Origin of the sequence: Brevibacillus sp. HB1.1 (assembly GCF_013332445.1) — a bacterium.
GTDB lineage: Bacteria > Bacillota > Bacilli > Brevibacillales > Brevibacillaceae > Brevibacillus > Brevibacillus porteri.
Window position 1 is genome coordinate 70777 of record NZ_JABMIV010000015.1, and the last position, 17807, is coordinate 88583.

Annotated in this window: 14 protein-coding genes; 6 read left to right on the forward strand and 8 right to left on the reverse strand. The window is 48.9% G+C overall.

Translation table 11 applies throughout. The features are described 5' to 3' along the window. Positions 1 to 11 precede the first annotated feature (11 nt). The 4 genes from HPY27_RS27140 to HPY27_RS27155 all read left to right on the forward strand — a co-directional run bounded on the left by HPY27_RS27140 (position 12) and on the right by HPY27_RS27155 (position 6058). On the forward strand, positions 12 to 1895 hold the full coding sequence (locus HPY27_RS27140) for a glycosyltransferase (RefSeq protein ID WP_017246675.1): 1884 nt from the start codon (positions 12 to 14) through the stop codon (positions 1893 to 1895). A gap of 36 nt (positions 1896 to 1931) precedes the next feature. Then, positions 1932 to 3692: a polysaccharide deacetylase family protein gene (locus tag HPY27_RS27145; protein WP_174226416.1), complete on the forward strand. Its 1761-nt coding sequence runs from the start codon at positions 1932 to 1934 to the stop codon at positions 3690 to 3692. 27 nt (positions 3693 to 3719) lie between these two features. Next, complete coding sequence (locus tag HPY27_RS27150; protein ID WP_174226417.1) at positions 3720 to 4784, forward strand: glycosyl hydrolase family 18 protein; 1065 nt, start codon at positions 3720 to 3722, stop codon at positions 4782 to 4784. 440 nt (positions 4785 to 5224) lie between these two features. After that, on the forward strand, positions 5225 to 6058 hold the full coding sequence (locus HPY27_RS27155) for an undecaprenyl-diphosphate phosphatase (protein WP_174226418.1): 834 nt from the start codon (positions 5225 to 5227) through the stop codon (positions 6056 to 6058). Positions 6059 to 6100: 42 nt separating this feature from the next. Here the strand turns inward: HPY27_RS27155 and HPY27_RS27160 are convergent, their stop codons facing one another. From HPY27_RS27160 to efeO, 8 genes are all read right to left on the reverse strand, one after another. Continuing rightward, entirely contained in the window at positions 6101 to 6568 is a 468-nt protein-coding gene (locus HPY27_RS27160; protein WP_017246671.1) for an OsmC family protein, read from the reverse strand. Between the two features lie 178 nt (positions 6569 to 6746). Further along, a complete protein-coding gene (locus HPY27_RS27165; protein WP_174226419.1) occupies positions 6747 to 8435 on the reverse strand; it encodes a hypothetical protein in 1689 nt (562 codons plus the stop codon). 27 nt (positions 8436 to 8462) lie between these two features. Next, positions 8463 to 8903, reverse strand: a complete 441-nt coding sequence (locus HPY27_RS27170) for a divergent PAP2 family protein (RefSeq protein ID WP_017246669.1) — start codon at positions 8901 to 8903, stop codon at positions 8463 to 8465. 23 nt (positions 8904 to 8926) lie between these two features. After that, positions 8927 to 9283 carry an SMR family transporter gene (locus HPY27_RS27175; protein WP_017246668.1) on the reverse strand — a complete coding sequence of 119 codons (357 nt, stop codon included), beginning with the start codon at positions 9281 to 9283 and terminating at the stop codon, positions 8927 to 8929. A 69-nt stretch (positions 9284 to 9352) separates the two neighbouring features. Continuing rightward, positions 9353 to 10282, reverse strand: a complete 930-nt coding sequence (locus HPY27_RS27180; protein WP_174226420.1) for a decaprenyl-phosphate phosphoribosyltransferase — start codon at positions 10280 to 10282, stop codon at positions 9353 to 9355. A 221-nt stretch (positions 10283 to 10503) separates the two neighbouring features. After that, positions 10504 to 12288 carry an FTR1 family iron permease gene (locus tag HPY27_RS27185; protein ID WP_174226421.1) on the reverse strand — a complete coding sequence of 595 codons (1785 nt, stop codon included), beginning with the start codon at positions 12286 to 12288 and terminating at the stop codon, positions 10504 to 10506. Between the two features lie 27 nt (positions 12289 to 12315). After that, positions 12316 to 13593 (reverse strand): iron uptake transporter deferrochelatase/peroxidase subunit, encoded by a 1278-nt coding sequence (gene efeB, locus HPY27_RS27190; protein ID WP_174226422.1) that lies wholly within the window; start codon positions 13591 to 13593, stop codon positions 12316 to 12318. A gap of 4 nt (positions 13594 to 13597) precedes the next feature. Further along, positions 13598 to 14497 (reverse strand): iron uptake system protein EfeO, encoded by a 900-nt coding sequence (gene efeO / locus HPY27_RS27195; RefSeq protein ID WP_174226423.1) that lies wholly within the window; start codon positions 14495 to 14497, stop codon positions 13598 to 13600. A 370-nt stretch (positions 14498 to 14867) separates the two neighbouring features. Between efeO and HPY27_RS27200 the strand changes: the two genes are divergently transcribed. Then, a complete protein-coding gene (locus tag HPY27_RS27200) occupies positions 14868 to 15656 on the forward strand; it encodes an HAD-IIA family hydrolase (RefSeq protein WP_174226424.1) in 789 nt (262 codons plus the stop codon). Positions 15657 to 15677: 21 nt separating this feature from the next. Beyond that, a complete protein-coding gene (locus HPY27_RS27205) occupies positions 15678 to 17756 on the forward strand; it encodes a glycerophosphodiester phosphodiesterase family protein (protein ID WP_174226425.1) in 2079 nt (692 codons plus the stop codon). Positions 17757 to 17807 lie beyond the last annotated feature (51 nt).

The following is a 17807-nucleotide window of genomic DNA, read 5'->3' on the forward strand; positions in this document are numbered from 1 at the left end:
GAGCGACAGTGATGAAACAGTTGATAGAGAAAGTAAAGCCTAAAAAGAAAGAGAAAATCGAAGAAGTACTGACGGTTTCCAAAACGGAGAGGCGCGTGCTATCGAATGTGCCAGACCCGGAGAAAATTCGTGTCCAAGTGGATCGCCGCGGTACGAAAGATACGAATGAGCCAGGAAAGCTGGAGGACCCGGAATACCTGAATCGCATTCGGATGCTGAGTCTGCGCTATATGGCAGATTTCCCGGTGACGCTATTAACCAAGAAACAGCGGGTCAAGGATGGAATGAAGGCAAGAGCCGTCGACATTTCTTCGACGGGCCTATTAGTTGAACTAGATTCGGAGAGAGAAGACATCCAGGTGGGACAAGTGTTTATGATCCATTGCACAATCCCGCCAGGCACAATGCCAGAAGGCTATGAGTCAACGGTGAAGCTGGATGCAACTGTCGTTCGCCGGTTTACGGAGGAAGAGGAAGGGTGTCAGAAGTTCATGCTCGCCTTCGAGTTTTCCAAACCGCTGACCGAGTATTTTCGCAAAAAGCGCTGGGGATACGCTATTTATATCGCAAGTGCTTCCCTGTTTTTCGCTGCGGCGTTTATCGTGCTCATGCGCGCGGAGAGCGTGATTTATTTCAAATACAACATTTACTTGTATTTGTACAGCTTGATTGCCGCTGCCTTTTTGCTGACACGGTATTTATTCGGTGCTCTTTATCGGGAGGTTCCCGTCAATCCGGACTATACACCGGGCGTGAGCATCATTATTCCGTGCTTCAACGAAGAGCAGTGGATTCACCGGACGATTTTGAGTTGTGTGAATCAGAACTACCCGATTGATAAGCTGGAGGTCATCGTGGTAGACGACCGCTCGACGGACCGATCAGCAGAAGAGATTCAAAAGGTCATTGATATGATTCATAACGAGGCCGAGCGCTATATGACCCGCGAACGCGTGAAGATGCACATTCTTCCTGAAAACGGCGGGAAACGGGTCGCTTTGGTAAAAGGTGTGGAAATGGCCAAGCACGATTTGGTTGTCTTCGTTGATTCAGACAGCTTTTTGGAACCGACTGCGATTCGCAACCTCGTACAGCCTTTCCAAGACCCGAAAATGGGGGGTGTCGCAGGGCGTACGGATGTGGAAAACAAGTTCACCAACGCGATCACCAAGCTGCAAACGGTTCGTTACTACATTGCTTTTCGCATCATGAAGGCGGCTGAATCGTGGTTTGACAGTGTCACTTGCTTGTCTGGACCGTTGTCTTGCTATCGCAAGGAATTGATTTTGCAGCATTCGGAAGCATGGCTGAATCAGAAGTTTCTCGGGCAGCCCGCCACTTTTGGCGATGACCGAAGCATGACCAACTTTATTTTGCGAACACATCGGACAGGCTATCAGGATTCTGCGATTTGCTCGACGATTGTGCCGTCAGATATGAACATATTTTTGAAGCAGCAGATGCGCTGGAAGCGTTCGTGGTTGAGGGAGTCTTTGCGTGCCAGCGGCTTTATTTGGCGCAAGGAGCCATTTATGGCGATCTTCTTTTACATTGGTCTGATTGTTCCTATTGCTGCTCCCGTCATCGTACTGTACAACCTCGTATACGTTCCGCTCGTTCATCATATTTTCCCAGGTACGTTTTTAATGGGCTTGCTGCTGATGGCGCTCTTAATGAGCTTGGCCCATCTGTTTTTCCGTAGAAGCAAGCTGTGGGTTTTCGGGATTGTCTTTTGTGTGTTTTATGAGCTGGTGCTATTATGGCAGATGCCTGTGGCATGGGTGACATTCTGGAAATCTACTTGGGGTACGCGAGAAACACCGCAGGATGTCGAAGCGAGATTGAAAAAAGAAGCCCGAAAGAAGAACAAAAAAGGCTTTGGGCTGCCATTTTAAGTGGGAAAGACAAAGGGAGTGAGGGTGTCAGGAGTTATGGGGAAAACGATGAGCGATGTCTTGGACTATCGGAAAAAAGATCGCAATAAATTCATCAAGACGCTGATCCAGATCGCTATCTTAGTCGTCTTGGGCGTCATGTTATTCAATGCTGTATTTGATTGGAAGAAGTACGAGGAACCGAATAGAGCGAGCTGGACGAATGAAAAAGGCTTTATCGCCATCTCCTATTTTGGCGTGGGTCGTTCGGGTACACCGAAGCTGGTAGCCAAGAAGCAATTGGATGAACAGCTTCAAGCGTTGTATGACCAGGGCTATCAAACGATCTCGCAACAAGATATCTTGGACTTTTACAAGAAAAAGAAGCCACTTCCTGACAAGGCACTGTTTTTAGCCTTTGAAGATGGCCGCAACGATTCGAGCTTGTTTGCCCAGCCGCTTTTGGAGAAGTACAACTTCAAAGCAACAGCATTGTCATACGGCAACAAGATGGGGAACAGCGAGAATAAATTCCTGCAACCGGAAGACATGAAAAAAATGATGGAAACTGGCTTCTGGGAGCTTGGTTCCAACGGCTATCGGTTGACGTATATCAATGTGTTTGATGATCAGGGCAATTTCATCGGTGTGAAGGATGAGGGTGAATTAACGAATAAAACAAAGGTGGGTTACTATAACCACTACTTGATGGACTTTATCCGTGACAGCAATATGATCCCGATTGAAGACAGAAGCAAGATGGAAGCGAGAATAAACGAAGACTACAAGCTGATGAATGATACGTATATGGATCAATTGGGCTTTGTCCCAGGGGCCTATATGATCATGCATGCAAACACCCTGTATGGTGGCATGAATCGCTTGGTAGCGGATGCGAACGACGCGAATATCAAAAAGTATTTTACGATGCACGTTAACCGGGAAGGAACCGCCTACAACGACAGCGAGGGGGATCTGTACAACCTGACCCGTGTGCAGCCAGAGCCTTACTGGTACACGAATCATTTGTTGATGCGTATCCAAAAAGACACCGACGAGAAGATTCGCTTTGTTCGCGGTGATGAAGAGCAGGCCAATGAGTGGGATCGTCTCGGTGGTGCCGCGCAATTTATGGAGGATCAGATCGTCCTGACCTCTCCAGCTGCTGGCTCTGGCATGTTATATTTAAAAAACAGCGACAGCCAGAAGGATATCAAGCTTTCTGCCAAGCTGGAAGGGAATGTAATCGGCAAGCAGTCCATTTATTTGCGCTATGATCGGGAAAAAGACAGCTTTGTACGGGTTGTCCTGCATGATAATGAGCTGCGCGTCGAGCAGAAGAAGGAAAAAGGCGAAGTTCAGGAGCTTTTCAAGACGGAATTGAGCCAAGTGATTTGGAATCCTGAGGATTTGACCTTCGACCGTGCTTCGGTCTATACGAGGGAGCAAGGCGAGTCTGGTGCTCCGGAGCTGGAGAAATACCCGATTAACATTAAAAATACGCGTCCATTCGAAATCACTGTTCAAGGCGACCGTCTCAGTGTTTCCGTGGACAAGATACCGCTTTTGGATCAGCAACAGATCGACCCGAGTATGAGCAGCGGTGGCGTTGCATTGGAAGCGGCCTATAGTGAAGAGAACAAAAAGGACGACATTTATGACGGGGTGTTTGCGGACGTAAAAATAGAGTCCTTGGCGCAACCGAGTGGTGAGCAGCAGATGCTGTTCAGTAATGTGCAGACAGGGTTAGCAGGAGTCGTCAGCTCGATCAAGAAAGCTATTTCTACTACAATGGACTGGGTCATCGACACCTTTTAAATCCGAAACAAGGGGGATCAGTGTAAGGTGTCAAACATCAAGAAACGATCGATCATTTTGACTGTTCTTCTGATAGGAGTGTGTATCACCCTCGTGTGGTACATGATGAAATGGAATGATACGGAAAGCTTGGAGAGTGTAGATGCAGCCAACAACACGACGGAATTGTCTGCTTGGGTGGTAGACTGGCAGTGGGAATCCGGTTTGGAGGATTTCCGCAGGATGACGGATGGCCTGTCCAGTGTGCAAGTCTTCGCGGCGTATTTTGATGAAAACGACAAGCTGCACTTTACTGACCGCATGACCAAGGCGATGCCTGAGATCAAGGAAGCCTCGAAGCAGGGCAGCTATGTCGATCTCGATTTGACCATTGTGAATGATCGTCTTAACAGTGATGGTACGCAGGTTCAAAAGGACCCGTCGATTGTCAGCCGGCTCATGGCGACAGATGCAAGCCGTACCAAGCACATTATGGAGATCAAGAATGCTGTGATCCAGAATGGCTTTCATGGTTTAGAAATCGATTATGAGAGAATTGACGAGAAAGACTGGGACAACTTCCTTACTTTTATCCATACCTTGTATCAGCATATGGAGCAGGAGGGGAAGTCACTTCGCATCGTATTGGAGCCGCGCGCGCCGATTGAAGACTTGGCATTGCCAAAGGGCCCTACTTACGTCATGATGGCTTATAATTTGTACGGAACGAATACAGAGCCAGGTCCCAAAGCCGATCATGCATTTATTGAACAACTCGCCACTCGAATGAAAAAAGTACCGGGTGACAAAGTCATGGCCCTCTCTGTAGGCGGCTTTGATTGGGCTTCTGATGGAAAAGTGACGGCTGTGACGGAAAAACAGGCAGCAGACCTTGCTATCTCCAGTATCGAGCCGCCAAAGCGGGATAAAGCGAGTGGCAGTTTGTACTTCGACTACATGGGTGAAGACGGACAAAAGCACACGGTTTGGTATGCGGATGAAGAGACACTGTCTCAATGGGTCGCAGTTGCGAAGAAAGCGGGCATCGAGAAAATGGCGCTCTGGCGACTAGGTGACATGGGGGAAGGGACGTTGCAATATGTGAATCGATGAGGGCTGTCGTGGAGGGAAGAAGCGAATTTCCAGTCTACGCTTCGGCCTACGCCCCGCAAGGGGTGATTGACTGTCCGCTTCGGAATAAATGGCGGGAGCGTTTCAAAGGTAGAAGTTTCGAGGATGTCATTCATAAGTGAAGCTGAAATTCCCCGCCATTTATTCCGAAGCTGGGGTGGGCTCCAGAGGCGCTTGGACTGGAAATTCGCTTCTTCCTGCGCAGCTTTTCGATTCACATCTTGTAGAGTTAAATGAATAAAGAAAAACATGAGGGCTTTCACTGTGGGAAATCCTATCAATAATTTACTAGAATGTTTTTCTATCACAATGTAACTTTGTACCGGAGATGAACGTTATAATGCTAGAAGCAGTAGTCTGCTCTTTTACAGGGTAGCTGCTACCTATTGATTTTGGACATCATTCATAGGAGCGTGGAATTTTTGGGTCTCTGGGAAGCTTTTGTCGCGATTGTGCTGGGGCTAGTAGAAGGATTGACTGAGTTTGCCCCGGTTTCCTCTACGGGTCACATGATCATCGTGGATGACTTTTTGTTCCAAACGAAAGATTTGTTTTCACCTGAAGTGGCCAACACATTCAAAATTGTCATTCAGCTCGGTTCGATTTTGGCTGTTGTCGTTTTGATGTGGGATCGGTTCATGAGCTTGCTCGGCTTGAAAAAGCTGGCGGGTAAGAGTGAGATTCAGGCAGGACCTCGACTGAATTTGGCTACGGTCATTGTCGGTTTGATTCCAGCGGGGATTCTGGGTGTTCTGTTTGACGACTACATCGATGAGTATTTGTTCTCGACAAAGACCGTGGTAATTGGTCTGGTGCTGGGCGCTCTGCTCATGCTGGCTGCGGATTGGTTCCGACCAAGACGTCCCAAGATCGAATCGGTTGACCAAATTACGTACAAGCAAGCGTTGCTGGTTGGACTCATTCAATGTTTCTCCCTGTGGCCTGGCTTTTCCCGTTCGGGTTCCACGATCTCGGGGGGCGTACTGTTGGGGATGAGCCATCGGGCGGCGGCAGACTTCACGTTTATTATGGCTGTGCCGATCATGGCGGGCGCGAGCTTTTTGTCGCTGTTGAAGCGTTGGGATGCGATTACGATGGACAGCATTCCATTTTTCGTCGTCGGTTTTATTAGCGCGTTTGTGTTTGCGCTTCTGTCGATCCGTTTCTTCTTGAAGCTGATCAATCGCATCAAGCTGACACCTTTTGCGATTTATCGTTTGGTGCTGGCCGCAGTTATTTACTTTGGATTTATGTAAAAATCAAAAAGACGACAAAGGCTCCCAGCTGGGAGCCTTATTTTAATCATTCGCCTTTATCTCGCTCGGTTTTTCAATAACAATTCCGTTTAATTTAAGAGTGACAGGATTCGCAATCGTATCTCCAACCGGGCACGTCTGTTCCAAAAATTCCACAAAAGACTCTACTTGCTCTCTAGGAGCATCGGTTTTGATATGAAAGGTGTATCGAATTTCAGAATACCCACGTCGAACATCAGATTTGTTCATGAAGCCATCCGTATCGAGATCACCTTCGACTTCCACCCAAAAATCGTCGAGTTGAATATGAAACTTTCTGGCATATACTCTGGCAACGATAGATTGGCATGCGCCTAGTGCGGAGAGAACCAGTTCAACAGGGTTCATCCCAGTATCCGTTCCTCCCAGGCTTTTCGGTTCATCGATGGTTATCTCGAAATTTCTGGAACTGGCTTTCACAACCATTCCCTTCTGTAGATGTGCAGTTGCTTTGAATGTCTCAACAGGCATGATGCACACTCCCTTCTGGATAATCAATACAAGTAAACTCTACCATAGTTTTCCAATAATCATTATGAAAATTTTTACATTCGTGCAAGATTGTGTCTCATCTACTACACGCACCTAGAAATAAAAAAGGGCTGTCTCAAAAGTCGATTTTCCGACTTAGAGACGCCCTTTCTATGTTTTATTTCAAGAGGTAAACGGCACGCGTAGTCATAAATCCTTTGACATCTTCGCCTTTATCGATCTTTTGCTCAATGAAAGGAATGCCAGCTTCTTGCAGACGTACTTTCACCGCATTGAAATGGTGGAAGTCTACGACCAGCGTTTTGTTACTTGCCTTCATCTCTTCAAGCTGCTTTTTCACTAATGCATTGGCGCCAGACTGTCCAATGATATGAGAAGCATTTACCATCACCATATTGGCGAGTAAAATGACGATCAGAACCTTGCCCGCATGGCGGAAAAAGCCCTTCTGGACATCCCAGACTGCCAGCGCAATCAAGAGTGGAATCAACCAAAGCTGGGGAACATAGCGCGCCCACCAGCTTTCCGGATTAATAAGCACGGTCACGAAGAGCGCCAGACTGATCCACAAGAAAGGTGCCGCTTTTTTTCGATGAGTTCCTAAAAGCAAGGCGACGAGAATCAAGCATGTGACAATCACAGCTCCTCCGAAAAGTGGTCCGAATCCGGCCACACGCACGTCAGGAGAGTAGAACACGGCGAGCTCTTTCCATGTGACCGTAAATGGCACTTTCCATGTAGGGCTATGGGGTGTTGCGATGTTCTCCGATTTGGAAAATAAGGAGATAGCCAGATTTTCTATGCTCGTATTGTCTTTGAAGCCATGCGGGCTGTTCGAGGTCATGATATCAACGGCACCTTTGCCCGCCAACGGATAAAACGGATGTCCCTTCGTTAGCGTGTTGGTGACATACGGATTGTACCCAACAACCCCTACCGTGATAACTAGACTGACCGAAAGCCACACGAGCATGCTCTTGATGTGCTGTCGGCGATCGTAGAAAAAGAAGAGCACGAGAATAGCCAAGCCGAGCAATCCGGCATACCCCAATGCCGTGAATTTGATCTGAGCCAGCAGCATGAGCGTTGCGCATAGCGCTAGTAGCGTCCAAACATGGTAGCGCTTATACAGCAGATAGCCGAGAGCGCAAATGATGAGCACGAGTGAGCCGAGCTGTCCGTCAATATAGAAGGAAGTCGATTGCGTAATCACCGCGGGATTGAACGCTGCGAGCAGCGCGAAGGCAATCGCCGCCCCTTTTTTCTCTGGAAAAGCGGTTCGGATCGCAGCGAGTGTCAGGAAAAAGGACGATGCAATCAACAACAGGTTAAATATTTTGCTAACCTCGATCTGACCAGTCAGTTTATACATGACTGCATCGAGCATCCAAGGCCCTTTGGCGTAATGATTGATCCACAGGTGAAAGGCCGAGAGAACCTCTCTATTATCCATCTCTTCCACTTCTTTTGAATCAGAAGGCTTGACGATGGGCTGGTCATGAACCGGGTTCCAGCCGTTGGTTATTTTCACGATTGCTTCTTGATGATAGGTTTGCCCGTCAAAAGAAAGATCAAACGTATTGGCACTGATGTAGTAGCTGATGCCTGAAACAATCAGCAATCCAGCCAACAGGGAGAAAAACCAGGCCCGTCGACGTGAACTTACGAAGACCGACACCATCCCGCCCATCGCAGCCAAAGCCGCAACGAGGCCAATCCAAAAGCTGGCGGCCGTCACGGATACGCCGAACAAAAATAAAACGGATGTGCTAAGCACAATCGTAGCCATAAACAATAGCAAAGCCGTCCCAAGCAGGAACGAGTACGTAGCTGTACGGTTATTCATGAACATAATCTCCTGTCTACGAATCTACTAGCCAATGAGGGTAGGGAGGTTCGCTGCCAGCAGATGCAATACGGTCGCAAGCAGTACCCCGAGCACCAGACCCCCGGCAATCTCCCATCTGGTATGTCCCATGCTTTCGCGCAAAGGTTTGGCGGGAAACACGTCCGGATGTTCCTTTGCGAGCTTGTTGAGTGCCTCTGCATGTTTTCCTACCGCTCTGCGCAATCCAGTCGCATCGATGATCACAATAAACGTCACAGCCACACCCAGCCCGAATGCAGGATGAGTAAAGCCCTCCTGCAAGCCAATCAAAAACACAGTCGTGACCATAACGGTTGTGTGCGTGCTGGGAAACCCGCCGTTCCCGACCATTTCTTTGGCCCGGGACCCAAAACGGAGGTAATTAATCAAAAATTTGGTTATTCCGGACACAAGCCAGCCGATAAACGGCGCTACCGCATAAAACATGATAAAACTCCTCTACGTGAAGATTATGACTGAGAAATGACGACGACGCCCACGACGATAATCGCCAGACCGACAATACGTGTAAGGGACAACGGTTCGTTGAAGATCAAGAAGGACATGACAGCTACCAACACGTATCCGAGTGCTGCCATGGGATAAGCATAGGAGAGCTGCACCTTTTCCAGCGCAGCAATCCAGATAAACGCAGAAAGTCCGTAAAGTGTAAGTCCCACCATAATCGGCAGGTTCGTGAAATAGTGGAGGAACTTCAGTAGCAGCATGTCATTGTTGCTGGTGAGCGAGGATGCGCCCATCTTCATCGCAACTTGTCCACACGCACTGAGGACCACGGAAATGATGATTAGAACAATGGATGGCATAGCTTAATCCACAACCTATCTGAGCAAGTAACTTCATGTGCAAAACAGGTTCAAAACTTCCTTACTTCCTTATTTAAATTCAAATACGTAAATAATCCCGGCAACCATGACGACATACAGGAACACCGTAATGAGAATCGGCTTGTCCTGCAACAACACTTTTTCCGGACTGCCGCCCTGGCCCGCGACGGTGATCAAATACAGGTAACGGAAAATACCAAAGATCACGAGTGGAATGGTCCACATCAAGTGAATCGTGCGTCCTGACGTAAAAGTGAACAAGGAATAGCTGATGATTGTCATGGTTGTAACAATCGTGTTCAACTGATTCAACAATTCGGAGGAATAACTGTCGAGCACTTTGCGATGCGTTCCTTTATCCTGCTGCAACAAAATCAACTCGTGGCGACGTTTGCTGATGGCCAAAAACAGCGCGAGCAGCATCGTACAGAGCAAAAACCACGGGGTGAAAGGAGTTTGGATCATGAGACTTCCACCGATGGCACGCAAAACAAAACCGGCTGAGATAATCATGACGTCCAGAATGACGACATGCTTCAGCTTCAGCGAGTAAGCGACGTTGAGCACAAAGTAAACAAACAGTACGAGCGCGAATAGTCGGTCAAAGTAATAAGCACTAAAAAGGGAACCCAGAAGCAAAAATGCACCGAATGCTAATGCGAGCGCTGGCGGCAATGCACCAGAAGCCATGGGCCGGAGCTGTTTTTCCGGGTGATTTCGGTCATTTTTGATATCGACAAAATCATTGAGGATGTAGACACAGCCGGATACAAAACAAAACAGCAGGAAAGCCAGCACGGATTTTCCAATGACATCCGGACTTACTTTGTGCAAAGAAAATAGCAAGGCAGCAAAGACAAGCAGGTTTTTTGTCCATTGATGTGGACGAAGCTGCTTCACTAACAGGTAGACCATATTTTGTCGAACGCGTGGCGTTGTTTTGACGTCAACTTTAACAGAATTTGATGTTGCCCCCATATCTAACTCCTATCCTAATATCGAATCGTACCTTCTAATGACGAAAAATGTAAAAAGAAGGTTACACCTGTAATATGGTAACATAACTTGTCCCATAAAAATTTAACGATAACAGAAAAAGTGTGAACTTGCGATAAAGAATGATTGCCAAAAATAATATCAGGGTTTACAAGAAAACGCAGCCCTCATGAAGGAGCTGCGTTTTTCAGGTTTTCTCTCTTTTAGTTCACCCGTGGAATAGGAGTGGCTGTTTTTTTCCGCGAATACAGGAATAAGTTGAAAAGAACGATCACGAGTATGATCAATTGCGGGATCGTCGTTTCCCAGCTCGCGTAAATGCCGAGAGTCGGCGCGTACAACAAGTAATCGCTGCTGTGTGCAGATAAGCTTCCCGTCACCTGCAAAGCGTGGATGCTGACGCCGACGAATTTAAACGCCATATAGTAGAGTAATAGGCTGGCTACAAAAAAGAACGGACGGACCGGAATGCGTGCACTGAGCTTGATGATGGCAAAGCCAATCACGGCCAAGACGACAAGCGCGCTCAAAATACCGATCGCCAGGTCTGTCATGGAGATCGTAGCGGCCATCCCCATATAAAAGATAATCGTTTCAGCCCCTTCGCGGGCAACAGCGAGAAAGGCCGTGAATGAGAGTGACCACAGAGCTCCTTTTGCCAAAGAAGAGCCGATAGATTTCTCGACAAATTGATTCCATGCCTGCAAATTGGACTTCTTATGCAACCAGGCACCGATCGTCACCATAAAGAAGACGGCAATCAGTCCGGTTACTCCCTCAATCGTTTCTCGCGAGTTGCCTGTGGAGAGGGTGGAGAAAACGAAACTGAGGATGACGGCAAGAATGGCGGAAACTACGATCCCGGCAATGGCCCCAGACCAGATCCATTTGCGTTTGTCAGCATTGCCTGACTTGTTCAGGACCGTAAGCAGAGAGACGATGATCAAGATAGCCTCCAGTCCTTCGCGGAACAAGATGAGTCCCGCATCCCAAGCCGTGTACGAGGATGCTGTTGCAAAAGGCGCAAGCTCTGTCTTCATTTCTGCAAGATGAGCCGTCGCCTTTTCCCATTGCGGGGGATTGGACAGGATGAGTGTCGGGATGGCGACCATCTTGGCTTCGATGCTGCTGTAGGTAGCAGGCGATTTGGTCATGACTACGCCTTCAACAGAGGGCCAAGAGGTGATAAAGGTCTCCATTTTGTCCGAAGCAGCGGTTGCATCCTGATTGGCGATATCTGTTTCTACCGATGCAAGGAGTTCCAGTAGAGACGAGATGGACGGCTGCTCAGCAGAAGGATTCGCAGCGGTCTGTTGGACTGCTTTTCCTGACAAATAATTGTCCACCGTAGTAATGAGTGCCTGTACTTTCTCTGCGCTCTTTTTCGGATCGGGTGGTTCTGTGTTCAGGGCAATGCGCGCACCGCTGATTTTGATTTCCATATCCCCGTAGACTGTGGCATTTTCCGCCCGAACAAGACCCTCTGCCTTGTACCATCCGGTGACGAAGCTGTTGTACGATTGCTTGGCTTTCGTCAGATCGCCTTCCGTGATGGCTGTCATGCTGTTTTGCAAGAGCGGTAGCAATGCCGCGATTTGCTTGTGTGCGCGTTCTTTTGGCTGACCGCCTTCTTCTTGGGACGAGACGTATCGATCCGTTGCTTTTGCCAGATTGGAGATGGCTGCTTTTGCGGTGTCAGGATTCGCCTTCGTTTGGGCAAGGGCTTGCTCTGCTTCCGCGATTGCTTGCGTCAATGCTTGTGCATCTGCGGAGGTTTCTTCCGAATTGCCCTCCCAGATGCTCTTCATACTGCTGATCGCTTTGGTTACTTCTTCCCAATTGTTATCGCCACTGCTAATCAAGGCATCGCTGGAAAGGGCGATCATTTGCTTGAGCTGCTCTGGCACCAGGGGCGCGGCTACAGCGGCTGACAGAGCAGATGTCCATAGCAGCATGCAGGTACAAATGATAAACAGATAGCGTTTCAAGGTGTTCACTCCATCCCAGATAGTTGGTTAAAACAGCGTGTCCCCGATGTATCCGCCCTCACTTGCACCAGGTAGACAGGCGTACAAACCACTGCCGACATGGGTGATATATTCATTGAGCAGGTCAACGGATGCGAGCTTTTGTTGCATCGGTATGAATTGCTTGCGCGGATCACGATTGAAGCAAATGAACAAAAGCCCAGCATCGAGCTGACCAGTCTTGAGATCCATTCCACTCGAATAAGAGTAACCGCGCCGGAGAATTTTCACCTTGCCCTCCATATGGGCCAACGCGACGTGGGAATCCACAGGAACAACGGGTTTGCCCTTGGCATCCTTGCGATCCAGATCCAGCTCGTCGAACTCATTTGCTTTGCCAAGAGGAGCTCCGGTTAAACGGTGACGACCAAATGTATTCTCCTGATCGGTGAGGGAGGAGCGATCCCACACCTCGATCCGCATGCGGATTCGACGCATGACCATGTAGCTTCCGCCTGCCATCCACGCAGGACTTTCAGCAGTGTGAGCCCAGACGATTTCATTTGCGGTAGCGGGATCGTTCACCTGCGGATTGTTCGTGCCATCCCTGAAGCCCATCAGATTTCGTGGTGTAGAGCCAGTCGGGTCGGATGTGCTGGTACGCTGGAAGCCTTCTTGTAGCCAATGGAGGACAGCTTTTCCTCGAGCGATCCGGGCCAAGTTCCGCAGGGCATGGAAGGCGACCTGTGGATCGTTGGCACAGACCTGCACGACAATATCGCCACCCGACCATTCTTTTCGCATTTCATCGCTGTTGAAGCGAGGCAAATCGACCAAGGGAGCAGGGCGTTTGGCTGCAAGACCGAAGCGCTCGTCAAAGAAAGAAGCGCCAAGCCCAAATGTGATCGTCAATTTCATTGGGCGCAGGCCCATGGCTTCTCCCGTGTCGACAGGAGGAAGAAGGGCGTTATCGCTCTCCTCATCGACGTTTTTGCCGGCAGTCATGCTTGCTGCTGCCTGCGTCCAGCTTTGAAACAGCTTGCGGACATCCCCTAGCGAGGTCGTCGTCAAATCAAAAGCACCCATGCAGATAAAATCCTGCATAGGTGTAATGATCCCGGACTGATGCTTGCCATAAAAGGGAATGACCTCATCTGCACCGGTCGGAGCGGCACTTGTCTGCTCATTTTTAGGAGTAGAGGGCAAAAGGCTATTGACCCCAGTCGCCCCCAACAGCAGTCCAATCCCTCCGACACCCGCCAACTTCAAAGCTTCTCGACGTGTGAATTTGTTCGCTGTGGTGTTTGCGAGATGCTTGTCATTCATCTTGTTAGCCTCCTACGATCGTACCCATTTTGGACAATGGTTCAGCCAATGCATCGAGGGACTGACTCAGCTTTTTCACCTGGTCTGGCTTCAACTCGGTGTACAGCACATAGCCGTCGCCTTTGCGGTATGGTGCGAGTGCTTTATCCAAATCAGCGAAGCGGGCTTCAATTTCATTTGCAAGAGCAGAGTCTTTAGCCGTAACAGCAGGCTTCAATACTTTGTAAATTTCGTGAGCGCCTTCCACGTTCGCAGCGAAATCGTACAAGTCCGTATGGGAATAGCGTTCTTCCTCACCAGTCACCTTGCTCGTCGATACCTCGTTCAAGAGCTCAACCGCCCCCGTTACCAGCATAGGCACATCGATTTCGACACTCTCTACCTTCACGCGGAGCTGCTTCACATCTTGCAGCAGTTGATCCGCCACTTTTCCTTGGTCAGCGACCGATTTGGTTTCCCAAAGTGCTTTCTCTAATTTGTGATAACCGCGCCATTCGTTATCAGGCACATCGCCTTCGCGGGCATCGATCCACGGGTCAAAATCGCCGAGAGATTCAGCAATCGGTTCGATTTTCTCAAAGTAAGCACGGGCTGGAGCGTATTCCTTTTTCGCTTTTTCCATATCGCCTGCTTTAACGGCGGTGGTGAAGCTCTCTGTTGCTTTTACGAATTGGTCGGTTTGGTCAACGACCCATTTACGGTATTGATCAATAGAGGCTTGCAGCTCAGGAGAAGGAGCAGAAGCAGTGCTCGCTGTCGCGGACTGTTCAGCAGCGGCAGGCTTGTCAGGCTGAGTGGCTTCTGGTTTTTTCTCTTCGGTTTGTGTTTGTGCGTTTCCACAAGCAGCGAGCAAGGAGGAGCCGAGAACAACTGCGGCGAGTGGATAACTCCATTTTTGAATCATGAAAAGACATCCCTTCATCTAATATGAGTGCATAATTATATGATTATATGTCGATAATGAATATCATTATCATCCACAAAGAATTTTACTCTTTCTTAGACAGTTTGCAATCTTTTTTTGTGTAACGATCACTGGTTAGTTTTGGCGTTGTTCACATAAAACCAAAAGTAGCTCAACAATCCCTTAACAAAGACTTGTTATGATCGAGCTATCAACCAAATAAATAACGTCTGTAAGTGGGTCGAGACGTGGAGAAAGCCCTCATACAGCAATAGATTCGAAAAAGACCGTTCGTTCGGTTTGTTTCTTTGTGCTATTGCCGTGTATGAGGGCTTTTTGTGTTTTCGAATGAAAGGAGCGAGCAGAGGATTTGCTAGATACAGATAGGTACGATGCGTATTTTTTTGATTTGGATGGAACGATTTTTCTCGGGAATGAATTGCTTCCTGGGGTGGAAAAGACACTTGCCGCGCTGCGGGAGAAGCAGAAAAAAATCATGTTTTTGACCAATACGACGGTACAAACAAGAACAGCTTGTCAGACTCGCCTCCAGAAGCTCGGATTGGCTGCCCGGCGGGAAGAAATCATGACGGCTGCCTATGCGGCGGGATTGTATCTCCAAGAGAATGCGGAGCAAGCGCGTGTCCTGATCGTTGGGGAGCCTGCCTTGGAGGAAGAGATTGCGAGCTTTCATATAAAGCAGGTGCAAGATGCGGAGGAAGCTACGCACGTATTGGTCGGAATGGACCGCGCATTTACGTATGAAAAGCTGCAACAAGCTGCTGACGCTGTGCGAAATGGAGCCTACCTGATCGTAGCGAACCCCGATCCGTTATGTCCGGTGCCAGGGGGTGCCATTCCTGATACATGGCCGTTGGCGAGAGCGATTGAAACGGCAGGTGGAGCCTCTGTCTGGGCGATGACTGGCAAGCCGTCCCGGTACTACGCCGAGCAGGTTTTACAACAGCTTCAAGTGCAGCCAGAAAGATGCGTCATGGTGGGCGACCGTTTGGAAACAGACATTTTACTCGGGAAAAACAGCGGTATGAAAACAGCGCTCGTTATGACAGGTGTGACGACCAGTCGCGAACTAGAAGCCACAGAGATTCAGCCAGATTACATCCTTCCGACGATGGAAGCCATGGGGCAAGTCGAGTAGGAAAACGAGGAGGTAAGGGAGATGGAGTTGGGAAAGAGCAGCAAAAAGTGGTTGTGGTCACTAATGGCAGCAAGTCTGGTGACAGGCAGTATGCCCGCGATGGCGCAAAGTGCGGTGAGCAAAACCTTGCTCATCACAGAGGTTGTCAATGATCCCCTTTTTGATGAAAGCACAGGCGAGTTTATCGAAATCACCAATATCTCCAACGATCCGATTGATTTGAGTGGATACATGATAGGCGACGAGGAAAAGCGTGGAGGAAACGAAGGCATGCATGCGTTTCCGGAAGGCACCATGATTGAGCCTTACCAGACGATTGTCATTTCCCGCTATGCAGACGGAATCGTGGAACGCCATGGCGTCACGCCTGATTTTGAATTGTTCGACTCCATGGAGGACGTCCCTGAGCTATTGCCGACGGATTGGGCGACAGGCAGCATTTATTTGGCGAATGGCGGCGACCATGTCATTCTGATGGACCCTGAGTACAATACGGTGGATTCGATGGCTTATATGGATGCGAAGGTTCCGGGAGTCACCTCTCATCCGGGAGTCGCTGGTGGGCACTCGATGGAACGCCTGACGGAAAAGGATACGAATGATGCGTCCAGAGATTTTGTCGATCAACCCAAGCCGACTCCTGGTGAGTTGTTGTTCGGACCGAATGCCCAAAAAGACAAGATTCCGGTCTCTGATCTGAAAGACGACGTGCTGATTGTCCCTGAACCCAAGACGGGAATTGTCCTACCGCCAACGGTGATTGCCATGTACGACAAGAAGTCCGAGATCGATACGATTCTGGATGCCGAAGCGTCTTCCATTTTTATACCGGTGAAAAAATCCGGGAAGAACGGAGTCGTCACCCAGGACGGCACATCGCTGGACGAGGTACTGGACCAGATCAAGGGCAAGGCGATCCCAGTGATTCATATCGAGGACAAGAAATTGCTAGGCGAGGTCGATCGCCTGCTCCAGAAAGAGGACCTCTCTGATGTGCACATTGTGTCTTCCCGACCGGAAATCGTCCAAGAGATGCGGGAGAAAAACAATGAATACCGTGGTGCCCTCGTGTATATCGACGGCAAGCTGAACGAAAAGAAGCAAAAGGAGCTCGTACGCTCAGCCAGAAGCAGTCGTTCCAATGTGATCGTTCTCTCGCAAACGGCGATGACGGAGGATGTCATTCGCTACTTCCGCAATCGCGGGTTGTCTGTGTGGGGAATCGATCGGGCCAACAATAGCCAAGCGAGTGAAATGATCGAGATGGGTGTGGCGGGGGTTGTCTCACACGATCCAAAAGAGGTGCATGAGCTGCTTGCTGCATACCCAGAGAAAAGCATCACGCAACCTCCGATGGTCATGGCACATCGAGGTATCCCTTCCTTAAAGCCGGAAAACACGATGTACGCCTTTGAAGAAGCGATGGAGCTGGGTGTGGAGATCATCGAGACAGACGTCCACAAAACAAAGGATGGCCACCTTGTTCTGATCCACGATTTTGATCTGGAGCGTACCACCAACGGGACAGGAAAGGTAAAGGATTTCACGCTGAAGGAACTGCGTGAATTGAACGCTAACAAGCTCGATCCAGCCAATCCTTCCTGGTACCAGCCTGAGATTACCGATGCTGTCATTCCTACCATGGATGAATTGCTGGAAGCGGCCAAGGGCAAAGCGGTGGTCATTCTGGAAGCAAAGGGGATTGGGTACGAAAAAGAAATGGCAAAGGCCATCAAGGAGCACGACATGGTTGAAGATGTGATTGTCAGCAGCTTCAGCTCAGAAGTATTGGAGCGTTTCGCCAAGCTCAATCCGGAATTGGGACTAGGCTTTACCTTGAGCGGGACCAAGCCAAAGGAACAGCTGGAACAGTATGCCGAAAAGCAGATAACAGACGCGGTTCAATTGAATGCCCAATACTATATCAACCATCAGATTGTCACGCCAGAGCTAATCCGATTCGCCAAGCATCGGGGAATCATTTTGACCGTGTATACCGTTAACGAGGAAGCAGATATGAAGCGGGCAACCGAGGCGGGAGTCGGGGGAATTATTACGGATTATGCGCAAAAACTTTACAATACCCAAATATTACCTTAGTAAGCAATTGTTATAGTCGAGTGATACGTAAAAAACAGCGAGAGGTTCAGG